The sequence below is a fragment of the Aeromonas finlandensis genome, assembly GCF_000764645.1.
Classification (GTDB): domain Bacteria; phylum Pseudomonadota; class Gammaproteobacteria; order Enterobacterales; family Aeromonadaceae; genus Aeromonas; species Aeromonas finlandensis.
The window spans coordinates 1-21,349 of sequence record NZ_JRGK01000274.1 but is presented as its reverse complement, the minus strand read 5'-3'; the positions used below and the strand labels follow the sequence as shown (position 1 = coordinate 21,349).

Below are 21,349 nucleotides of genomic sequence, written 5' to 3'. Positions count from 1 at the left end.
AGACTCCAAAGAGACCATGCATTCCACCAAAACAAGGAGCGTTCGGGATGAGATACATCTGGTTGGGACTCTGTTTGCTACCGCTGGCTGGCATCGGCAAGAACAACCCGACGGCAGAGTGCCGCTGGCTATACGACCGAATGGAGATACTGGAGCAGGCGATCAAAAGAGGGGACACGCTCGGCACTGAGCAAGAGTTGTCACGCTGGCGTGAAGAGTTTCGCAAGAAGGAGTGCAAGCAGTACGACTACTAAGCCGGGCAATTTCACCTAGCCGATAGCAACAGATAACAAACGGGCCCCGGTCAAGATGACCGGGGCCCGTTTTTGTGAGGCGTACTTTCAAGGTATAGCCCGCTAAAAAAGCAAAACACATCAACGATGTACGGTTAGGACAGCACCATAGGGCCTGCCACGGCGACAGCTACCTCATCCCCACGCAGAACCCGTACCAGTTCGAGAGCAAACTCGATGGCGCTGCCCGGTCCCTGACTGGTGATAAGGCGATGAACTTCATCCCTGACCACCCGTTCATGCGACAGTAAAGATGCCGGTAGTTGGGGCTGAAAGCCGGGATGACAGGTGACAGTGGCGCCATCCAGCAAGCCATGATGTTGCAGTACCACCACGGGGGCGGCGCAGATGGCTGCGCGCCAGCGGCCGAGTGAAGCCTGATCCTTCAGCAGATCGATGGCCAGAGGGGTATCACGGATCACTTCGCTGCCGGGCAAACCGCCGGGCACCACGATAGCTTCAAAGTCCCGACTGGTCAGCTCGTCGATGTGACAATCGGCCACCAGCCGTACCCCGCGAGATGCTGTCACCTGCCGGGAACCGGCAGGGCAGCAAGAGGCCAGCACCACCTCGATGCGGGCCCGCACCAAGGTATCGACAATGGCGACCGTCTCTATCTCTTCCGACCCGGGGGCCACCAGCACCAGTACACTCATCTCTGCCTCCTTGGCTACGATCCGTTGAATCAGAGCGCCTGACTCTTCTCTTTAATCGCCTGATAAAGCCCCTGATTGACCGGCACGGCAATGCCATGCTCCGCCGCCTTGGCCAGCAGGAAACCGGTGATGGCCTCAATTTCGGTCTCTCGTCCCTGCTCCATATCCTGATACATGGAGGAGTAATTATCGGCAGTCAGCTCCACCACCGTCATCACCCGACGTTGCAGCTCTTCAGCCGTAGTGGCCATGCCTTCGGCGCACATTACATCGGCCACTTCTACACATACCTGCTGCAGCGCATCGGCAAAACGGGGGCCTGCCAGCTCGCCATTTTTCAACTTGTAGAGCCCAGTAAGCGGGTTGATGGCGCAGTTGATGGCCAGTTTTTGCCACTGACGCAGCAAAATCTGCTCATCCCAGCCAGCTTGACCCAACGCCAGTGCCAGCTCATCCGCGAGAGCGGCATGGGCCTTGGCAGCTTCGTTGATCGGGCCGAGCCAGGTTTCACCCTTGCCAGTATGACGGAACACAAAATGGCCACACTGCATAGCACCATGGCTGGTCACGCCAGCAATCACCGGATTGTGCGGGAACATGGCGGCCACCTGTTCGGCAATGCCCATTCCGTTGTGCAACAGCACAATCGGCACACCCGCATCCAGCGCCCCCACCAGTGGCAGCAACGCCCCAAGCACCTGATTGGCCTTGGTCATCACCAGCAATCGCTTGATCTTGCCGGGTTTGCTGACAAATCCCCGGTCGATATTGAGCAGTTGAACGTGTCCTTCCAGCGAGGTGAAGTCGATCCCCGGATGGAGCGTGGACTGATGATGCTCGCGCAGCAACACGCGGGTTGATTGACCACTGATGGTCAGCAATGAGGCAAAAACGCCGCCGAGTGCGCCGCAACCCAACAGTGACCACTGTGGGATGACAGGCTGTCGGGAATTCTTTAATCCGCTTGGCATGGTGTGACTCTGTCAGGGTAAGGGTTGCAATCCTCTCAACCTGTTACCGGGGATAAGTGAAGATATAGTTGCTGGACACTAACGGGTCCACCCGTCCTGTGCGCAGGGGATTCTAGCAGAGCAGCCCCATCAAAATCAGCAAATTTGCCCGTTTTCTGGTAGATTTGCCCCCCAATAACGCAACATGAGGAGCTTCGGCTATGCCGTCATTCGATATTGTCTCTGAAGTCAAAATGAACGAGGTGTTGAACGCTGTCGACAACGCCAATCGTGAACTGGCCACCCGTTTCGATTTTCGTGGGGTAGAAGCCAGCTTCGAGTTGAACAAGGAAGAGGTGAAACTGGAAGCCGATGCCGATTTCCAGCTCAAGCAGATGGTCGAGATGCTGCGCGGCGCCCTGCTCAAGCGCAACATTGAAAACAGCTCCATGGAAGTGGGTGACTCCGTCCACTCCGGCAAGCGCTTCCACCTGACCGTCAAGTTCAAACAGGGGATCGAGAAAGAGATCGCCAAAAAGCTGGTCAAGCTGATCAAGGACTCCAAGATCAAGGTACAGGTCGCCATCCAGGGTGATGAAGTACGTGTCACCGGCAAGAAACGTGACGATCTGCAAGAGACCATGGCACTGGTCCGTGGCGCCGAACTGGGTCAACCGATGCAGTTCCAGAACTTCCGCGACTAATTTGTCCACTCAGCCGTGGCGCACTCAATGACTCGCGCCACGCTATAAGTCGCGGCCATAAAAAAACCGGAGCAAAGGCTCCGGTTTTTTGTACCTCAAGTTTTATTAGAACTTGTAGGTGACGTCGAAGTAGTGGCTGAAGCCAGAGCTCTTCCACGGTGTACCGTCGAATGCAGTGGAGCCATCTTTGTTGCCATAGGCATCCATGAAGTACTTCAGGCCATAACCGACAGCAAAGCGGTCAGAGTGCCAGTAGATACCGTGGAAAGTAGCCAGGTTATCAGTGGTACGATCGGCACGGTTATAGGTATCCAGATCGAACTGATAGTCCAGGTAGCCCTGGTAGGAGACGAAGCTGCCGTTGCCAAAGGTGTAGAAAGGTTTGAACCAGTTGATGGAGAACTGATAACCGTTCCAGGAATTCTCTTCTTGTGTGAAGAACTGGTTCTCGTTGGAGTAACGCGCGTACAGGTTCATGCCAACCTTGCCGAACCAGGGAACCATGACATCAGCACCCAGACCAATCTGGTTTTCCATCTGACCGTCAGCAATGTTGTTCAGGTTGGCAATGTAGAGCTCTTGCACCGGACCAAAGGAGAGGTCTTTACCAGTCAGGGCATCCAGAGACAGACGCGGAGCAAACTTCATGAACAGGTTCTGGCCGCCATGCTTGTCACTGTGCTTGTTGTCAAAAATATCGAAAATATCGACATAACCATACAGATCAAACATGCCGGAACGACCACCAAACTCCATTTCCAGATAGGTGTCGTTGTAATCTTTCTGGCCAGCAGTGAACGGGCGCTGGTCAATGGTATGCATTACGTTGAACTGCATCCACTTGAAGTCATTCTTGTGAATATCACCGCTGTAATCAGCAGCAAAGGCCGGGGTAGCGGCAGCAGCCAGCAGACCGGCAGCGATCAGAGTCTTGGTAAATTTGGCCATTATATTGGTCTCTTATATGTCTAGTTGAGGTTTTCCGAAGCCCGCCCACAAGGAGCGGAAAGAAGTGTAATCAAATAAAATATGGGGTGAAACAACTTCTCTGGAACTTTATCCGGAAGTGTGAATCTAATCACCCCCGACTATACGCAAACGCTTGCTATTTGTCAGCCGCTGAGAGCAACTCACTCCCCTTTCTGGCTACCAGCACAATCAACAACAACACGGGCAAGCCCAATAAACTGGTTCCGATAAAGAAGGCGCTGTAGCCAATTTGCTCCACGACCTGCCCGGAAAAACCGGCCAGCAATTTGGGCAACAGCAACATCACCGAGCTGAACAACGCGTACTGAGTCGCCGAAAACGCCACATTCGTCAGGCTGGAGAGATAGGTCACGAAGGCTGCGGTGGCGATACCGGCACTGAGGTTATCCAGCGAGATGATCAGGGTCAGCAGCTCCAGGTTATGGCCGACCTGATTGAGCAGGGCAAACAGCAGATTGGTGCTGGCGGTGAGCAGCGCCCCCAAGAACAGGATGCGCAGCGTACCGAAGCGCATCACCAGCACGCCCCCAAATGCAGCGCCGACCAGCGTCATGATGACGCCAAACACCTTGGTAATGGTGGCAACCTCGGTTTTGCTGAACTGCATATCCACATAGAAGCTGTTAGACATCACCCCCATCACCACATCGGCAACCCGATAGCAGGCGATAAGCAAAAGGATCAGCAGCGCCGAGCTGCCATAACGGCGAAAGAAGTCGGCAAACGGACACCAAACTGCCACATGACACCAGCTTAGGAGAGACGCAATAAACAGATTATGCCCACGTGATAACAAGGACATTTTATAGATAACTTGCTCTGTATTTTGTTCAGCGGTATCAATTTTCGGTTCATGGCAGAACAGGGTGGTGATCATCCCGAGTGACATCAGACCCGCCATCACCAGATAGGTGACCTGCCAGCCACGATAGTCATAGCCGCTGTTGCTGCCAAACCAGGCTGCCAACGCCAACGCACCGGCCCCCGCCATGATCATCGCCAGTCGGTAACCGGTCATGTAGGAGGCAGCCATCGCCGCCTGCAGCCGCTCGGGGGCGGATTCGATGCGATAGGCATCGATGACGATATCCTGCGTGGCGGAGGCAAAGGCCACCAGCAGGGCAAACAGCGCCAGCTGGGTCAAACCACTCTTGGGATCACAAAACGCCATGCCAACCAGCGCAGCGGCGATCAGCAGTTGGGAGAAGAACATCCAGCTGCGGCGACGCCCCAGCAGCGTGGAGAGCAACGGCAACGGCATGCGATCCACCAACGGCGACCACAACCATTTGAAACCGTAGGCAAGCGCAACCCAGCTCATGTAGCCGATATCGGTCAGGCTGACATCCGCTTCGCGCAACCAGTACGACAGGGTGCCAAATACCAGCAACAGTGGCAGACCCGATGAGAAACCCATGGCAAAGAGAATGAGCACTCGGGGTTCGAGATAAACGGCGAGGGATTCCCTCCAGCTCGGCTTTCGGATCATGTTCAACTACCTGACGACTTTGGAAAAGTGCGTCATTTTGGCAGGTTGATGGCAGATAGCCAAGGCAAGCAAAGAGATCGGCGCAAAGAAGCCCGGAGAGAGAAAAGGCCCATCCCGAACGGGATGAGCCTTGCATAGTGAAGTGACGAGATCGCGGTAACGCGCAACGCCCGGCGAGGGTTACTTGCCGGCTTTCTTGTCGACTTTCTTGTCCACCGGCGTTTCAGCCAGCAGAACCACCTTTTTCAGAATGATGGGGCTGGTCGGCACATCGTTGGCGCGCAGAATGGAGCTGTAACCGGTCTGCACCTGCGCCAGCTTGTCCAGCACCTCCATCCCCTGCACCACCTGGCCAAACACGGTATAACCGGCAGCGCCACTGGCGTTGAGGTTATTGTTGTCGACCAGATTGAAGTAGAACTGGCGAGTGGCGCTGTCGACCGCCTGGGTACGAGCCATGGCGATGGTGCCGCGCTTGTTGGGCAGACCTCCGCGAGATTCGTTGACCACCGGCTCATAGGTTGGCAGTTGCTGGAACTGCTGGTTGTAGCCGCCCCCCTGCACCACGAAGTCCTGGATCACCCGGTGAAACAGGCTGCCGTCATAACTACCATCGGCCACATAACGCAGGAAGTTCTTCACCGTTTGTGGCGCCTGCTTGGACGCCAGCTCCACCACGATATTGCCGTGGTTGGTCTCCATTCTGACTTTCGGGCCCGCGAACGCCAGCGGGGCGATCAACATGGCCAACAACCAGAGTTTTTTCATCATCAAACCCCTGCACCGTTCGGTTGACCTTTCAGATAACCACGCAGCGCGTCATCCGCCATGATCTGCTGCAGTACGCTACCCAGTTGCAGGTTCAGGGTGGACTCCAGATCGGCCATGCCAGGCTCGCTCGGGCTCTCCTTGCTGGAGGACATGTTGAACTGCTTGGTCAGACGGTTGCCCTGGAAATCGGCGATCACCTGCAGACTGACGCGGGACTTGGTGACATAGGTGAAGGTCTTCTCTTCCACATTGATCGCTGCACTGGAGATCACCAGCGTCAGGTTGGTGGTGCCACTGTTGCCCACTTCCAGACCCTGGCTGCGCAGTCCTTCCGCCAGCCGCTCGGCCATCAGCAGATTGAGCGGGCGCTCGCTGTTCACCAGCACCGGAGCCTTCTCCTTGTGCTTGATAGAGAAGACATAGGCAGCCTCACGCTTGTCTACCCCTTCCATGGTAATGCGATTACCAGAGTAGACTTGCTGGTTGGCGGGGATCACCTGAGGATTGAGCAGCGCCGTCTCCGGCCAATGAGTGGCACACCCGCCCAGCATCAGGGCGGCCAGCAGCAAGAGTGACTTTTTCATCATGATTTCCTTTGGCTTTAACGTTTGATGGCTTTCAAAATAACGAATTTGCTGTTTGACGCAACGACTTGTGCGTTGGCAAACAAGCGCTTGAGTTTGTTGTGATAGTCCAGATGACGGTTGCCTACTATCCAGAGTTCCCCCCCCTGAGGCAACACCCGGTGCGCATCGCTGAACATCTGCCAGGCGATATGATCGGTGATCGCCTGCAGCTGATGGAAAGGGGGATTACAGAGGATCCGATCCGCCGAGCCGACCTCAACCCCGTCGAGACAGTTGTTGACCATAAAGCGGGCCCGCGGCAATACATCGACCAGATTGTGCTCGATATTAAGCTGCGCCGAGGCGACCGCCATATAGGATTCGTCGATAAAGGTCACCTCGACCTCGCTGTCTTTAGCGAGCAGCGACAGCCCCAGCACCCCGTTGCCACAGCCCAAATCGATCACCTTCCGGGCACTGTGAATGGGCAGATTGTCCAGCATGAAGCGAGCACCGATATCGAGACTGGTACGCGAAAAGACATTGGCATGGTTGTGGATGAGCATGTCGGTGCCCTCCAGCGGCCAAACCGTCGGAAAGGGGTTGGCCAGCGCCGGCCGATCAGCCTGTGGCTCACAGTGAATGAGGCGCGCTTTTTTCCAGGCCAGCGAGGTGCGAGTCGGGCCCAGATACTTCTCGAACAGCTTGAGCGTGGAGGTATGGATATCCTTCGCCTTGCCCGCGGCGATGACGCGGGTCGCCGGTGTCACCACCGCACGCAGCGCCAGCAGTTGATGCTCCAGCAGCGCCTGATATTTGGAGACCTTGATCACCACCAGCGCAGGGGCATCAGGCAGCGGCGCCAAGGCATCCTGCAAAGTGATCCCGCCCGCATCCAGTCCGTTCTCGGCCAGATTGGCCAAGGTTGCCCGCTCGCTGATATAGGAGTCGGTGACGCAGCAGGGAGAGTGAGGATGCAGATAGGCTGCCAGCGCCCCGAAGCCGTCATTCATGATGATGACGGGGCCCGCCTGCTCGAGGGGGGACTCCGCCAGCGTGTTAATCAGATATTCGTCAGCCGCATCCCAGGCTTGCAGGGTCTCCTGACTCTGGCGCGGATAACGGTAGAGCGTGAGCTGGCAATGGGGAGTGTCGAGAAGGGTTTGCATAGGAAGAGTCCAACCTCGGCTTGATTCATTTAACGGGCGCCAGGGGCGACGCAAAGTGGCGCTATTCTAGCGAGGACAAGGAATTTCACCAGTTCGAAGCGCGCTATTGAGGCGACCAAAGGGGCAATTCCCCCCTTCCGGGGGCTTATTCCTGCGCGCGACTGCCGATAGAATGGCCCGACATTCACTCTGGAAGCCGATCCGATGACCATCCAACAACTGATTGAAGCCAAGCTGACCGCCGCCCTCTCCCCCACCGTGCTGGAGGTGATCAACGAGAGCCACATGCACCGTGTGGAGCCCGGTTCCGAAAGTCACTTCAAGGTGGTGATCGTCAGCGAGCAATTTGCAGGGCAGCGGCTGCTGGCCCGTCATCGTCAGGTCAACGCCGTGCTGGCCGACGAGCTGGCCGGTGCAGTCCATGCACTGGCCCTGCATACCTACACAGAGACCGAGTGGCAAGAGAAGGGCCATGCCCCGCGCACCCCAAGCTGCGTTGGCAAACCGTCACTCTCCTGATCCCCTCGTCCCTCGCTCATCCTTCATGGGTGTTCTGTACACAAAAATTAAACAAACCTCTCCTATTACCCCCCAAAAAACTACATCAAGGGGGGTATTTTCAAGGATTGCGGGTACTTCTTAACAGTCGCGTCAACAACGAATACCTCTATAGAGGTACCAAAATAAAAAAACCTTTAAAACCACAACTTACAAGGGGTTCTGGCGTTATTCATTGCAGGTTAATTTTGTGATGACACGGGGATTTTGCCCATTTGGCATGGAAAAAAATGCACCTTAAGTGGTAAACTCAGGCGCTTTTGAGTGACCTAGCATGTTGAATTATTGTTGGGCCGGACCATCAGGCACAACCACAACATCGACTCATTCAACCACCCGTCGTGATGTATTTCTCGGCGCTAACCAACCTCTCCCGTAACGGTAGTGCAATTGAGTATGATTACAATCAAAAGAGGACTGGACATCCCCGTGCTGGGTGCGCCAGAGCAAGTAATCTACGATGGCCCCGCCATCACCCGTGTTGCGACACTGGGCGAGGAGTTTGTGGGGATGCGACCTACTATGTTCGTCAAAGTAGGTGATCGCGTCATCAAAGGTCAGGATCTCTTCGAAGACAAGAAGAATCCGGGCGTTAAATTCACAGCTCCCGCCACCGGCGTTGTTTCAGAGATCAACCGTGGTGCCAAACGTGTTCTCCAGTCCGTGGTCATCGACCTCGACGGCTCTGATGAACAGGTGACCTTTGAGCATTTTGCCTCTGCCGAGCTGGCCAAGCTCGAGCGCAGCAAGGTGCAAGAGATCCTGATCGCATCAGGCCAGTGGACCGCACTGCGCACCCGTCCATTCAGCAAAGTACCTGCAGTAGGCACAGCCCCGCGCGCCATCTTTGTGACCGCCATGGACACCAACCCGCTGGCAGCCAATGCCGAGCTGATTATCAAGGAACAGTCACAGACTTTCCTCGATGGTCTGGCCGTATTGACCCGCCTGACCGATGGCACCGTCTATGTCTGTAAAGGCGAAGGCAGCTTGCCCCACTCCTCTTTGGCTCAGGTCAAGGAAGAGATCTTTGTCGGTCCGCACCCTGCCGGTCTGCCGGGTACCCATATCCACTTCCTGGATCCGGTCAGCAGCACCAAGGTGCAGTGGCACATCAACTATCAGGATGTGATCGCTTTTGGCAAGCTGTTCACCACCGGTCAGATCTGCACCGACAAGGTGATCGCCCTGGCTGGCCCGAACGTGCTCAAGCCGCGTCTGCTGCGTACCCGCATGGGCGCCTGCATCAGCCAGCTCACCAACAACGAGCTGCGTGCCGACGAAAACCGTGTCATCTCCGGTTCTATCCTGAGTGGTGCCAAAGCCGAAGGGGTTCACGACTACCTGGGGCGCTACCACAATCAGGTCTGCGTGCTGGGTGAAGGTCGCGAGAAAGAGTTCCTGGGCTGGATCAACCCCAGTGCCAACAAGTTCTCCATCACCCGTACCACCCTCTCTCATCTGATGAAGGGCCGGCTTATCAACTTCACCACCACTACCAACGGTAGTGACCGTTCCATGGTGCCGATCGGTAGCTATGAGCGGGTGATGCCACTCGACATCCTGCCGACCCTGCTGCTGCGGGACATGGTCTCCGGCGATAGCGACGGTGCGCAAGCACTGGGCTGCCTGGAGCTGGATGAGGAAGATTTGGCGCTTTGTACCTTTGTCTGCCCCGGCAAGACTGAGTACGGCCCCATCTTGCGTGAGTGCCTGACCAAGATTGAACTGGAAGGTTAAGCGATGAGTTTCAAGCAACTTCTTGAAAATATGGAACATCACTTCGAGCCGGGCGGCAAGTACTCCAAGTACTACGCCCTGTTCGAAGCGGCGTACACCCTGTTCTACACCCCGGGTACCGTTACCCGCAATGCAGCTCACGTCCGTGATGCGCTCGATCTGAAGCGCATGATGATCATGGTGTGGCTGGCCGTGTTCCCGGCCATGTTCTGGGGCATGTTCAACGTCGGTAACCAGGCGATTGCCGCCATTGCCCACATGGGCTCGGCTGCTGGCGCCAGCAGCTGGCAATATGCGCTGGCAACCATGCTGGGTGCCTCCCTCGATCCGGCGGTTGCCGGTATCGGCAGCAAGATGCTGATCGGCGCCACCCACTTCTTCCCAATCTACCTGACCGCCTTCCTGGTCGGTGGCTTCTGGGAAGTGCTGTTCGCCATGGTGCGCAAACACGAGATCAACGAAGGCTTCTTCGTAACCTCCATCCTGTTTGCCCTGATCGTGCCGCCCGAGCTGCCCCTGTGGCAAGCTGCGCTGGGTATCACCTTCGGTGTGGTCATGGCCAAAGAGGTGTTCGGTGGTACCGGCAAGAACTTCCTGAACCCGGCGCTTGCTGGCCGTGCGTTCCTGTTCTTCGCCTACCCGGGCCAGATCTCCGGTGACGCCGTATGGGTTGCCGTTGACGGCTTCTCCGGCGCAACTGCCCTGAGCCAGTGGGCCCAAGGCGGCCAGATGGCACTGATCAACGGTGCAACCGGCCAGGCTATCAGCTGGATGGACGCTTTCCTGGGTAACCTGCCAGGTTCCATCGGTGAAGTCTCTACCCTGATGATCCTGCTGGGTGCAGCCATGATCGTCTACATGCGCATCGCCTCCTGGCGCATTATCGCCGGCGTGATGATCGGTATGATCGCCACCTCCCTGCTGTTCAACGTCATCGGTTCCGATACCAACCCCATGTTCAACATGCCGTGGCACTGGCATCTGGTACTGGGTGGCTTCGCCTTCGGTATGGCCTTCATGGCGACCGACCCTGTCTCCGCTGCCTTTACCAACAAGGGCAAGTGGTGGTATGGCGCCCTGATCGGCGTGATGGTCGTGCTGGTTCGCGTGGTCAACCCTGCGTTCCCGGAAGGCATGATGCTGGCCATTCTGTTTGCGAACCTGTTTGCTCCCCTGTTTGACCACTTCGTCGCTCAGGCAAACATCAAGCGGAGGATTGCTCGTGGCGTTTAATAAAGATTCAACCCTCGGCACCGTCAGCGTGGTCACCGGCCTCTGTCTGGCCTGTTCCATCGTGGTATCCGTTGCTGCCGTGGGCCTGCGTTCTACCCAGCAGGAAAACAAGGCACTCGACAAGCAGAGCAACATCCTCGCCGTAGCCGGTGTGGATGTGAGCGAAGTAGCCAAGCGCGATCTGGCCAAGCTGTACGGCGAGAAGATCGAAGCCCGTCTGGTGGATCTGGCGACCGGTGACTTTGTTGACGGCGATGCCGACAACTTCGACACCAAACTGGCAGCCAAAGATCCGGCACGCAGCATCCGCCTTGCCGCCGCTGACGACAAGGCCAGCCTGCGTCAGATCTCCAAGCAGATCCCGGTATTCTTCGCCAAGGATGCCGAAGGCAAGATCGACAGCATCATCCTACCCATCTACGGTCAGGGTCTGTGGTCGACCATGTATGCCTTCGTCGCCGTTGCCGCTGATGGCCAGACCATCAAGGGCATCACTTACTACGACCACGGTGAAACCCCGGGTCTGGGTGGCGAGATCGAAAACCCGGCCTGGCAGGCGCTGTTCAAGGACAAGAAACTGTTCGACCAGAATGGCATGCCGGCGCTGCGCGTCATCAAGGGCCATGCTCCGGAAGGTTCCGAGCATGATATCGACGGCCTGTCCGGCGCTACCCTGACCGGTAATGGCGTACAGCATACCTTCGACTTCTGGATGGGTCCCAAGGGCTTTGGTCCTTTCCTGGCCAAGGTTCGTGCAGGAGAAATCAACAATGGCTGACAAGAGCGAAATGAAGAAGTTGCTGTTGACGCCTGTGCTGGGCAACAACCCCATCGCCTTGCAGGTGCTGGGTGTCTGTTCTGCACTGGCGGTTACCAGCCAGATGAAAACTGCGTTTGTAATGACCCTCGCGGTCATGGCGGTCACCGCCTTCTCAAACCTGTTCATCTCCCTGATCCGCAACCAGATCCCGAACAGCGTCCGGATCATCGTGCAGATGGCGATCATCGCCTCACTGGTTATCGTGGTTGACCAGGTGCTCAAGGCGTACGCCTATGACATCTCCAAGCAACTGTCGGTCTTCGTGGGTCTGATCATCACCAACTGTATCGTAATGGGCCGCGCCGAAGCGTACGCCATGAAGAGCGCTCCGCTGCCCTCCTTCCTGGATGGTATCGGCAACGGTCTGGGCTATGGCGCCATTCTGCTGAGCGTTGCGACCGTGCGTGAACTGCTGGGCTCCGGCACCTGGTTCGGGTTCGAGCTGCTGCCACTGGTGAACAACGGTGGTTGGTATGTGCCCAACGGCCTGCTGCTGCTGCCGCCGAGTGCATTCTTCATCATTGGTCTGATCATTTGGGGCGTGCGCACCAAGGATCCCAAGCAGGTGGAGGCGAAGGATTAAGGTATGGAACACTATCTGAGTCTGTTGATTAAATCGATCTTCATCGAAAACCTGGCACTCTCCTTCTTCCTGGGGATGTGTACCTTCCTGGCGGTGTCCAAGAAGGTAAAGACCTCCATGGGTCTGGGTATTGCCGTTATTGTGGTGCAGACCATCGCGGTTCCTGCCAACAACCTGATCTACAACTACGTGCTTAAAGATGGCGCTCTGGTATCCGGTCTGGATCTGAGCTTCCTGAGCTTCATCACCTTCATCGGTGTGATTGCAGCACTGGTACAGATCCTGGAGATGGCGCTGGACAAGTACTTCCCGGCTCTCTACAACGCCCTGGGCATCTTCCTGCCGCTCATCACCGTGAACTGTGCCATCTTCGGTGGCGTCTCCTTCATGGTGCAGCGTGACTACAACTTCGTCGAGTCTGTGGTCTATGGCGTGGGTTCAGGGGCAGGCTGGATGCTGGCGATCGTTGCGCTGGCAGGTATCCGCGAGAAGATGAAGTACTCCGATGTTCCGGAAGGCCTGCGTGGTCTGGGCATCACCTTCATCACCGCCGGCCTGATGGCGCTGGGCTTCATGTCCTTCTCTGGTATCTCCCTGTAATCGGCTTTCCTGCAATCAGAAAGGAACGATAGATGGAAATTATTTTGGGTGTGGTCATGTTTACCGTGATCCTGCTGGCACTGGTGGCAGTCATTCTGTTCGCCAAGTCCAAGCTGGTGACCGCGGGCGACGTGACAATCAGCATCAACGGTGACCCGGCCAAGGCTGTGACCAGCCCGGCCGGTGGCAAGCTGCTCGGCGTGCTGGCCGGCAACGGTATCTTCATCTCCTCCGCGTGCGGTGGTGGTGGCTCCTGTGGCCAGTGCAAGGTACGAGTGAAATCCGGTGGCGGCGACATTCTGCCGACCGAACTGGATCACATCAGCAAGGGCGAAGCCCGTCACGGCGAGCGTCTGGCCTGTCAGGTCACCGTTCGATCCGACATGGATATCGAACTGCCGGAAGAGATCTTCGGGGTGAAGAAGTGGGAATGTACTGTTATCTCCAACGATAACAAGGCGACCTTCATCAAGGAGCTCAAGCTGCAGATCCCCGATGGCGAGAGCGTGCCGTTCCGCGCCGGTGGTTATATCCAGATCGAAGCCCCGGCTCACCACGTGCACTACAAGAACTTCGATATTCCCGAGGAGTATCGCGGTGACTGGGATCGCTTCAAGATCTTTGAGCTGGAGTCCAAGGTCGATGAGCCGATCATCCGTGCCTACTCCATGGCCAACTATCCGGAAGAGTTCGGCATCATCATGCTGAACGTGCGTATCGCGACCCCGCCCCCGAGCAACTGGACTGCCCCTCCGGGACAGATGTCCTCCTACATCTTCAGCCTGAAGGCTGGCGACAAGGTGACTATCTCCGGTCCGTTCGGTGAGTTCTTCGCCAAAGAGACCGATGCCGAAATGGTATTCATCGGTGGTGGTGCAGGTATGGCGCCGATGCGTTCCCATATCTTCGACCAGCTGCGTCGCCTGAAGTCCAAGCGCAAGATGAGCTTCTGGTACGGTGCCCGCTCCAAGCGCGAAATGTTCTATGTCGAAGACTTTGACATGCTCGCCGCCGAGAACGAGAACTTCACCTGGAACGTCGCCCTGTCTGATCCGCAACCGGAAGACAACTGGGACGGCTACACCGGCTTCATCCACAACGTGCTCTACGAGAACTATCTCAAGAACCACGAGGCACCGGAAGATTGCGAGTTCTACATGTGTGGACCTCCGGTGATGAACGCTGCCGTCATCAACATGCTCAAAGATCTGGGCGTTGAAGACGAAAACATCCTGTTGGATGACTTTGGTGGTTAATCCATGCACAGTGTTGTAAAGACCTGGCTAGCCTTCGGGCTAGCCTTTTTCTTGACTGGGTGCGGTCAGGAAACGGTCCAATCCAAACCGGAGATCCATATCACCGGTAGCACCATGGGCACTTACTACTCCATCAAGGTGGCGGACAGCGTCATCAGCGATCCGGCCAAATTGCAGGCCGAGGTCGATGTCTTGCTGGAGCGGGTCAACGATCAGATGTCGACCTATCGCCCCGATTCCGAACTGTCGCGCTTCAACCAGCATCGCAGTGCCACGCCGATCGTGGTGTCCCGTGACACCGCTCGGGTCGTCACAGAGGCCATTCACATTGGCCGTGAGAGCCAGGGGGCGCTGGACGTCACCGTTGGCCCCTTGGTCAATCTGTGGGGCTTTGGCCCGGACAAGAAGCCGACCAAGATCCCCTCCGACGAGCTGATCACTCAGACTCGCCAGAAGACCGGCCTGGGTAACCTGCACGTCATCACCTCGGTGGATGCCGACACCCTGCAAAAAGACATTCCGGATCTCTACGTCGATCTCTCCGCCATCGCCAAGGGCTTTGGTGTGGACAAGGTGGCCGAGTATCTGGAGTCCCTGGGTGCGCGCAACTATCTGGTCGAGATTGGCGGCGAGCTGCGGATCAATGGCGTCAACGGCAAGGGTCACCCCTGGCGCGTGGCCATCGAGAAGCCCACCGCGGGCACTGGCACTGTGCAAGAGGTGATCGTTCCCGGTGACAACGGGGTGGCCACTTCCGGCGATTACCGCAACTACTATGAACTGGATGGTCAGCGCTTCTCCCACACCATCGATCCGCGCAGCGGCAAGCCGATCCAGCACCGTCTGGTGTCGGTCACCGTGATCCACCCCTCCTGCATGACCGCAGACGGGCTGGCCACCGTGTTTATGGTGATGGGGACCGAGAAGAGCCTGGCCTATGCCAACGAGCGAGGCCTGGCGATCTTCGTGATCACCAAGACGGACAACGGCTTTGAAGAGGCCTACTCCGATGCCTTCAAGCCCTATCTGGTCAAGAAGTAAGAGGTAAAGATGCAGATTTTTCTGATCACCTTCGGGGTATTCATGCTGGTGATAGCCGCCATGGCTATCGGTTACATCTTCCAGAAGAAGACCATCTCCGGCTCCTGCGGCGGTCTGGGTAGCGTCGGCATCGAGAAAGAGTGCGATTGCCCTGAACCCTGCGACAACCGCAAGAAGAAGATGGCCAAGGAAGAGGCCCGTCGCAAGATGCTGGAAGATAACCGGATCATCTGATGACCCTGACCTTTCGGTAAACAAAAGCGCGCCCTCGGCGCGCTTTTTACTGGCTGTTATCTTGCATTAGCCGTCAGAGCTGACGTTCGATGTAGAGGATCACCTCCCCCAGATCGATGCCGAACTTGCTGATGGTGGCGCGGTTGATCAGGCGATCCTCATCCAGCAGATACATCCAGTCATCGAAGCTCACCCGCACCACCTCGCCATCCGGCAACGCCAGATCAAGCTGGTAACGCCAGTTGAGGGCAAACCCTTGGCTTTTACCCATCGCCTCCCCCACCACATCGGAAGCAGTACCGCGCCAATGACCATCATCGCCATTGCTCAGATACCAGGTACGGGTCTGCTGGCGGCCATCATCAAAGTAGAACTGCTCGAACAGCTCTCCCTTGCCGTCCTTCCAACGACCCACCATCTCGACCCGAAAGCGACTGGTCACTTCGCCGCTGCGGTCGGTCACCAGGCCGTGAGCCACCAGTTTGCCGTTGAAGAAACGGGCGAGATCCCAGTTCGGCCCCTGCCCACGATAGTCATCGAGACTGGCACCACAGCCACTCAGCAGCAAAAAGGGGAGCAACAGCAACAAGCGGTATGCACGATAAAAGGACATCAAAGACTCCATGTTCAGGGTTGGCCACGCAGGCGGCGGGTCAGGGCGGGATCGCGGCTGTTGTCAGCCAGCCAGATGGCGAGAAAAGCGGCCGAGAATTGTGGATCGGCCAGAGTGCCGAGGGGCTTATCCTGCCACCAGAAGTGGCCTGCTCCGCCCTTGTCGACATAGAAGGTGAGCCGGTCGCCCGCCTGCACATCAGGCCAGAGCGCAGCAAGTTGGCCGAGCCAGCGCTGACGCTCTGCATCAGTGCCAAGACCAAGCCGCTGCCACTCGGCGGCGGTGGCGCTCAGCAGATCTTCCCGCTCAATGGATCGGGCATAGGTGAGGGTCAGTGCCTGTGGATAGTGGCCGGGCTGATAGCGCCCGCTCACGCTGTAGAGGGTGGCATCGTAGAGCTTGAACCAGAGCCAGTTCATCTCCCCCTGCCCGACCGGGCGCAGCTGCTGCCAGGGGGCGGCAGAAGCCTGCACCGCGGTTGCAGCAAAGAGCGTAAACGCCAGCAGCAGCGGGTTAATTCCACCCCATATGCCAGTGGTTGGGGTCTTCCAGTTCATGCCAATCCATCTCCTGTTCCTGCAGGGTATTGATATCCTGCATCACCACCTGCACCAGCTGCCCCTGCGCATCCCGCTGGCAGGCAACCACCAGATAGAATCGATCAGTCAGCTCATGCTGGCTCTCTTTGGTCCATTTGGAAAAAAGCAACGAGTCGGTCGAAAAGGTGTTTGTCATGACTCACCCTCCAGCTTGACCATTACCCACAGGAGTACGGGTAACCACCACATCCAGATCACTGCCAGCAGCGCCGTACTGATCCAGATGCCCCAGGGTAAGTGTACTGCCCCCATGGCGGCCCCCGCCACATAGGAGGAGGCGCCGCCAAACACGCCAAACAGCGCCTGCTGCCAGCAAGGCAAGCGCAACAGCCAGCGCAATCCATGGGAGAGGGTGAGAGCAAAACCAAGCCAGAGCAGCACCAGCCAGAGGGGAAAACCGGAAGGAAACCGGAACAGGCCGAGCTGCCAGAGCAGGACATCCAGCAGACAGCCGGCAACCGCGATAGGGAGCAGCCGCCAGTCACGCTGGCGGCTGGGTGAGAAGAGAAAGTGCAGCAGCAACATTGCCAGCAGCGGGCCCGGCTGCTGCCACTTCACCGCCAGCAACCAGTAGAGGTTGAACCCCAGCAGGTGAGCCCACTGCCACATGGTCAGTGACCGCTTACTGGCACATCACCCGACCAGCCAGCGGGCCCCGGCTTGGCGGCCTCCAGCTGCACCAGACTGATGGTGCGCTCCCAGAATCCCCCCTCGCAATAGGCGAAGTAGAAGTGCCACAACCGGATGAAATCCTGGCTGTAACCGAGCTTGGGCAGCTCGGGCGCCAGCGCCAGAAAGCGATCGCACCAGTGAGCCAGGGTGCGGGCATAGTGATGGCCGTGATCGTGCAACCGCACCAGCTGCATGTCGGTCTCCCGCGCCAGCAAACCCGCCATCTGGGAGACACTCGGCAGGCAGCCACCGGGGAAGATGTAGCGCTGGATGAAATCAACCCCGCGCAGATACTGGGCATGGCGCTGATCGGCGATGGTGATGGCCTGGATGAGCAGGCGACCACCGGGCTTGAGCAGCCGTGACAACTGGCGGAAATAGTCGGGCAGGAAGGCGTGACCCACCGCCTCGATCATCTCGATGGAGACCAGCTTGTCATACGTCCCCTCCAGCTTGCGGTAATCCTCCAGCAGCAAGGTGATGCGATCCCCCAGCCCCTCCCGCGCAATCCACTCCTTGGCATAGTCATGTTGGGCCCGGGAGATAGTCGTGGTGGTCACCCGGCAGCCATAGTGGCGGGCGGCATAGACGGCGAGGCCGCCCCAGCCGGTGCCGATCTCCAGCAGATGGTCGTCAGGTCCCAGCGCCAGTCGCTCGCAGATGGTGCGCAGCTTGGCCTGCTGCCCCTCTTCCAGGGTGGCCTCGGCGCTCGGATAGATGGCGCTCGAGTACTGCATATGGCTGTCGAGAAAACCCTGATAGAGGGTATTGCCGAGATCGTAGTGGGCGGCGATGTTGGAGCGCGAACCGGTCAAGGTATTTCGATTGAGCCAGTGGCGCACCTTGTTGAAGGGAAAACTGAGCCAACCGAGGCGCCGTTCAAGGGAGTCGAGCAAAGTCAGATTGCGGGCCAGCAGCCGCACCAGCGCCACCGGATCCGGGCTGGTCCAGAGCCCCTCCACCCAGGTTTCTCCGGCGGCGATGCTGCCACCCAGCAGCAGGCGGCGATAGAAGGCCGGATCCTGCACCACCAGTTCAGCATGCAGATCGGTGCCCGCCACGCCAAAGCTGTGGCGCTCACCGCCATCCCGCAGCAGCAGCTGGCCATGTTCGAGGCGACCCAGCAGATTGAGCAGCAGTTGTCTTGCCCCCTTGTCGATGAAAGAGGCAGAGAGGGTTGATTGAGCAAGTTCCATTAGCGGCTCTCCGGATGGGTAAATATCGGTGTTCGTTTGATAAAAAGACGAAGGGCCTGCCAGTAGATCCCGAGCAGTACCTTCATGGTCATCCATGGCCAGCGGGCCAGCAGAGCCACCAGCCCCTTGCGCGACAGCGGTTCGCGCGTGAGCGCCAGGGTGGCGTCAAACAGCTTGGCTTCACCGGATACGGGATGACTCTCGATGTGGATCAGTGTCTCCTGCGCGGGCGGCCTGATGCGCCAGTGGTAACGCATCGCCAGCCCCATAAACGGGGAGACGTGAAAATCCTTGTCATGGGGGGCCAGCGCTGCCAGATCCAGCAGATAGTAGTGACGCTCGTTCCAGGGGGTGTTCGACACCTCCGCCAGCAGATAGCGCGCCTCTCCCTGCCGGTAGCAGAAGTAGAAGTTGACCGGGCTGAAGTAGAACCCCAGACAACGGACATTGCCGAGCAGCAGCACCCGCCCCTCGGGCTCGGCATCGCCACCCAGTTCGCTCACCTTCTGCCACACCGCCTGCTTGAGGCTCCCCTCGCTGCCTTTGAGATAGTCATGGCGATGAAACGAGAGCAGCCCCGCTCGCTCCACCCCGAACCAGCGCCCCTGATCAAGCTGCGGTAGCTCGTCGAGATCCAGTCCCAGCATAAAGAGGCTGTAGGAGAAGGCGTGGGCCCGCGGTGCAAAACGGCGGTGGCGCACCGATCCCTGCCAGATGGCACTGGTGACGCCAGCCAGTTCGTCGGCACGCTCATGTTCGGTGGCCACGGTGGCGCTGTTCATAGCTCGGCCCCGAAGCGCTGGGCGACGTCCAGCGCACTGCGCACCCCATCCTCGTGGAAGCCGTTGTACCAGTAGGCCCCGCAGAAGTGGGTATGCTGCTGGCCGCAGATCTCCGCGCGCCGCTGCTGGGCGGCGATGGAGGCCTGGTTGAACACCGGATGGTGGTAGACGAAGCGGCGCAGCACCTTGCTCTCATCCACCTTGCCCTTGGGATTGAGACTGACGCAGAAGGGCTCCGGCGAGTTCACCCCCTGCAGGATGTTCATGTTGTAGCTCACCAGCGGCCGCGCCTCGTCGTTGCCATCGAGCTGATAGTTCCAGCTGGCCCATGCCTTGCGGCGGGTTGGCAGGCAGCGCGCATCGGTATGGAGCCAGACATCGTTAGCCTGATAGGGCATGTCGCCGAGAATAGCCTGCTCCTGCTCGCCGGGATCCGCCAGCAGCGCCAGCGCCTGATCGCTGTGGCAGGCGAAGATCACCTCGTCAAACTGCTCCTCGCCGTAACTGCTCTGGATCACCACGCCGTCCGCGTCCCGCCGCACACTCTGCACCGGACAGGCGAGGCGGATCTGCGACTGCCAACCCGCCGTAAGGGGGCCGATATATTCCCGCGATCCACCCGGGATCACGTACCACTGGGGGCGATTGGCCACATCGAGCAGGCCGTGGTTGGCAAAAAAGCGCAGGAAGAAGCCAAGGGGGAACGCGCGCATATCGGCCAGGGTCGATGACCAGATCGCAGCTCCCATCGGCAAGATATAGTGGCGGGCGAAGTAGTCGCTAAACTCCCCCGCCAGCAGAAAGTCCCCCAGGGTCAGCTCGGGGCCAGCCCCCTGATGCTGACCATCCGCCAGCCAAGCCCGAGCCTCCCGGTTGAACCGCAAAATCTCGGCGACAAAGCCGTAAAAGCGCGGACTCAAGAGATTGCTGCGCTGGGCAAACAGGGTATCGAGGTTGTGGCCGTTGTACTCCAGCCCCTCCGGGCTCTTCACCGAGAAGCTCATCTCGGCCGGTTGCTGCGCCATGCCGATCCGCGCCAGCAACTTCAAGAAGTTGGGGTAGGTGCGATCGTTGAAGACGATAAAGCCGGTATCGATGGCATAGCTGCGGCCAGCCAGATTCACATCGACGGTGGCGGTGTGACCACCCAGCATCGGCGCCGCCTCGAACAGGGTAATGTCATGGAGTTTGTGGAGCAGAAAACCGGCGGTGAGCCCCGAGATCCCTGAACCGACGATGGCGATCTTTTTCTTCATGAATGGCTTCCTTTCGATACGAGTGCGCGGCCAAGGCGCAGCCAGAGCCCCACCGGCAGCGCGCCAAGCAGGCGCAGCAACCAGATGAAACGGCGGGGAAAGTGGATCTGGTGACGACCAGCGGTCAGCCCGTCCATGATGGCGCGAGAGGCCTCTTCCACCGTCACCAGACAAGGCATGGGAAAATCATTTTTGGCGGTAAGCGGCGTCTGGACAAAGCCGGGGCGGATCAGGGTCACCCCGATCCCTTTGCTGGCCAAATCGAGGCGCAAGGCATCCGCCAGATAGTCGAGGGCCGCCTTGGAGGCGCCATACGCCTCGGCCCGCGGCAGCGGCAGCCAGCTCACCGACGAGCTGACGATGGCCAGCCGGGATCCCGCCCCTAGCAGCGGCAAGAAGGCGGCCAGCGCATGACCGGTGGCGGTCAGATTGGTGTCGATCACCCGGGCAAACAGCTCGCTGTCAAACCCCTCGCCAACATCCATGTACTCGCAGTTGCCTGCGTTGAGGATCAGCAGATCGAGGGATGGCAGGGTGGCAGCCACCCCGCTCATTGCTGCCACATCCCGGGCATCGAA

Annotated in this window: 26 protein-coding genes; 11 read left to right on the top strand and 15 right to left on the bottom strand. The window is 58.2% G+C overall.

The features are described 5' to 3' along the window. The first annotated feature begins 47 nt into the window (after positions 1–47). Positions 48–254, top strand: coding sequence for a hypothetical protein (locus LD28_RS0115890; RefSeq protein ID WP_033137918.1), 207 nt, complete (start codon positions 48–50; stop codon positions 252–254). A gap of 134 nt (positions 255–388) precedes the next feature. On the opposite strand, the gene LD28_RS0115885 is transcribed toward LD28_RS0115890, so the two are convergent. Together LD28_RS0115885 and LD28_RS0115880 are read right to left on the bottom strand one after the other, a co-directional pair. After that, complete coding sequence (locus LD28_RS0115885) at positions 389–949, bottom strand: DJ-1 family glyoxalase III (protein WP_033137917.1); 561 nt, start codon at positions 947–949, stop codon at positions 389–391. A gap of 29 nt (positions 950–978) precedes the next feature. Further along, the gene (locus tag LD28_RS0115880) at positions 979–1,920 is read right to left on the bottom strand and encodes a ketopantoate reductase family protein (RefSeq protein ID WP_033137916.1); all 942 of its coding nucleotides are present in this window, start codon (positions 1,918–1,920) and stop codon (positions 979–981) included. Between the two features lie 200 nt (positions 1,921–2,120). Between LD28_RS0115880 and LD28_RS0115875 the strand changes: the two genes are divergently transcribed. Next, on the top strand, positions 2,121–2,603 hold the full coding sequence (locus LD28_RS0115875; RefSeq protein WP_033137915.1) for a YajQ family cyclic di-GMP-binding protein: 483 nt from the start codon (positions 2,121–2,123) through the stop codon (positions 2,601–2,603). Between the two features lie 105 nt (positions 2,604–2,708). On the opposite strand, the gene LD28_RS0115870 is transcribed toward LD28_RS0115875, so the two are convergent. From LD28_RS0115870 to LD28_RS0115850, 5 genes are all read right to left on the bottom strand, one after another. After that, positions 2,709–3,551, bottom strand: coding sequence for a nucleoside-specific channel-forming Tsx family protein (locus LD28_RS0115870; RefSeq protein WP_033137914.1), 843 nt, complete (start codon positions 3,549–3,551; stop codon positions 2,709–2,711). Between the two features lie 157 nt (positions 3,552–3,708). Next, complete coding sequence (locus LD28_RS0115865) at positions 3,709–5,088, bottom strand: AmpG family muropeptide MFS transporter (RefSeq protein WP_033137913.1); 1,380 nt, start codon at positions 5,086–5,088, stop codon at positions 3,709–3,711. 174 nt (positions 5,089–5,262) lie between these two features. Next, on the bottom strand, positions 5,263–5,850 hold the full coding sequence (locus LD28_RS0115860) for a peptidylprolyl isomerase (RefSeq protein ID WP_050514350.1): 588 nt from the start codon (positions 5,848–5,850) through the stop codon (positions 5,263–5,265). A 2-nt stretch (positions 5,851–5,852) separates the two neighbouring features. Next, positions 5,853–6,437 (bottom strand): YajG family lipoprotein, encoded by a 585-nt coding sequence (locus LD28_RS0115855; protein WP_033137911.1) that lies wholly within the window; start codon positions 6,435–6,437, stop codon positions 5,853–5,855. Between the two features lie 17 nt (positions 6,438–6,454). After that, positions 6,455–7,588: a methyltransferase gene (locus LD28_RS0115850; protein WP_033137910.1), complete on the bottom strand. Its 1,134-nt coding sequence runs from the start codon at positions 7,586–7,588 to the stop codon at positions 6,455–6,457. A 204-nt stretch (positions 7,589–7,792) separates the two neighbouring features. Between LD28_RS0115850 and LD28_RS0115845 the strand changes: the two genes are divergently transcribed. The 9 genes from LD28_RS0115845 to nqrM all read left to right on the top strand — a co-directional run bounded on the left by LD28_RS0115845 (position 7,793) and on the right by nqrM (position 15,653). Next, positions 7,793–8,107: a BolA family protein gene (locus LD28_RS0115845; protein ID WP_005349687.1), complete on the top strand. Its 315-nt coding sequence runs from the start codon at positions 7,793–7,795 to the stop codon at positions 8,105–8,107. 435 nt (positions 8,108–8,542) lie between these two features. Beyond that, positions 8,543–9,886, top strand: coding sequence for a Na(+)-translocating NADH-quinone reductase subunit A (locus tag LD28_RS0115840; protein WP_033137909.1), 1,344 nt, complete (start codon positions 8,543–8,545; stop codon positions 9,884–9,886). A gap of 3 nt (positions 9,887–9,889) precedes the next feature. After that, positions 9,890–11,119 carry an NADH:ubiquinone reductase (Na(+)-transporting) subunit B gene (locus LD28_RS0115835; RefSeq protein WP_033137908.1) on the top strand — a complete coding sequence of 410 codons (1,230 nt, stop codon included), beginning with the start codon at positions 9,890–9,892 and terminating at the stop codon, positions 11,117–11,119. Then, positions 11,109–11,897, top strand: coding sequence for a Na(+)-translocating NADH-quinone reductase subunit C (locus tag LD28_RS0115830; RefSeq protein ID WP_033137907.1), 789 nt, complete (start codon positions 11,109–11,111; stop codon positions 11,895–11,897). The genes LD28_RS0115835 and LD28_RS0115830 overlap by 11 nt, the downstream gene beginning before the upstream one ends. Further along, positions 11,890–12,522 (top strand): NADH:ubiquinone reductase (Na(+)-transporting) subunit D, encoded by a 633-nt coding sequence (locus tag LD28_RS0115825; protein ID WP_033137906.1) that lies wholly within the window; start codon positions 11,890–11,892, stop codon positions 12,520–12,522. Before LD28_RS0115830 ends, LD28_RS0115825 begins: the two co-directional genes overlap by 8 nt. 3 nt (positions 12,523–12,525) lie before the next feature. After that, a complete protein-coding gene (gene nqrE, locus LD28_RS0115820) occupies positions 12,526–13,122 on the top strand; it encodes an NADH:ubiquinone reductase (Na(+)-transporting) subunit E (protein ID WP_033137905.1) in 597 nt (198 codons plus the stop codon). Positions 13,123–13,154: 32 nt separating this feature from the next. After that, positions 13,155–14,378, top strand: a complete 1,224-nt coding sequence (gene nqrF / locus LD28_RS0115815) for an NADH:ubiquinone reductase (Na(+)-transporting) subunit F (protein WP_033137904.1) — start codon at positions 13,155–13,157, stop codon at positions 14,376–14,378. 3 nt (positions 14,379–14,381) lie between these two features. Beyond that, on the top strand, positions 14,382–15,419 hold the full coding sequence (locus LD28_RS0115810) for an FAD:protein FMN transferase (RefSeq protein WP_033137903.1): 1,038 nt from the start codon (positions 14,382–14,384) through the stop codon (positions 15,417–15,419). Between the two features lie 9 nt (positions 15,420–15,428). Then, positions 15,429–15,653 carry a (Na+)-NQR maturation NqrM gene (gene nqrM, locus LD28_RS0115805; RefSeq protein WP_033137902.1) on the top strand — a complete coding sequence of 75 codons (225 nt, stop codon included), beginning with the start codon at positions 15,429–15,431 and terminating at the stop codon, positions 15,651–15,653. Positions 15,654–15,726: 73 nt separating this feature from the next. Here the strand turns inward: nqrM and LD28_RS0115800 are convergent, their stop codons facing one another. From LD28_RS0115800 to LD28_RS0115765, 8 genes are all read right to left on the bottom strand, one after another. Next, entirely contained in the window at positions 15,727–16,266 is a 540-nt protein-coding gene (locus tag LD28_RS0115800; protein WP_033137901.1) for a DUF3833 domain-containing protein, read from the bottom strand. Between the two features lie 14 nt (positions 16,267–16,280). Next, positions 16,281–16,823 (bottom strand): chalcone isomerase family protein, encoded by a 543-nt coding sequence (locus tag LD28_RS0115795; RefSeq protein ID WP_033137900.1) that lies wholly within the window; start codon positions 16,821–16,823, stop codon positions 16,281–16,283. Then, positions 16,780–17,001, bottom strand: a complete 222-nt coding sequence (locus LD28_RS0115790) for a TIGR02450 family Trp-rich protein (protein WP_005338671.1) — start codon at positions 16,999–17,001, stop codon at positions 16,780–16,782. The genes LD28_RS0115795 and LD28_RS0115790 overlap by 44 nt, the downstream gene beginning before the upstream one ends. After that, positions 16,998–17,474, bottom strand: a complete 477-nt coding sequence (locus tag LD28_RS0115785; RefSeq protein WP_033137899.1) for a DUF2878 domain-containing protein — start codon at positions 17,472–17,474, stop codon at positions 16,998–17,000. The genes LD28_RS0115790 and LD28_RS0115785 overlap by 4 nt, the downstream gene beginning before the upstream one ends. A gap of 2 nt (positions 17,475–17,476) precedes the next feature. Continuing rightward, positions 17,477–18,733 (bottom strand): SAM-dependent methyltransferase, encoded by a 1,257-nt coding sequence (locus LD28_RS0115780; protein WP_021230329.1) that lies wholly within the window; start codon positions 18,731–18,733, stop codon positions 17,477–17,479. After that, positions 18,733–19,515: a DUF1365 domain-containing protein gene (locus LD28_RS0115775; protein ID WP_033137898.1), complete on the bottom strand. Its 783-nt coding sequence runs from the start codon at positions 19,513–19,515 to the stop codon at positions 18,733–18,735. Before LD28_RS0115775 ends, LD28_RS0115780 begins: the two co-directional genes overlap by 1 nt. Next, positions 19,512–20,771 (bottom strand): NAD(P)/FAD-dependent oxidoreductase, encoded by a 1,260-nt coding sequence (locus tag LD28_RS0115770; protein WP_033137897.1) that lies wholly within the window; start codon positions 20,769–20,771, stop codon positions 19,512–19,514. The genes LD28_RS0115775 and LD28_RS0115770 overlap by 4 nt, the downstream gene beginning before the upstream one ends. Then, positions 20,768–21,349, bottom strand: a 582-nt coding sequence (locus LD28_RS0115765; RefSeq protein WP_033137896.1) for an SDR family NAD(P)-dependent oxidoreductase, incomplete at its 5' end; no start/stop codon positions are given. The genes LD28_RS0115770 and LD28_RS0115765, both read right to left, overlap by 4 nt.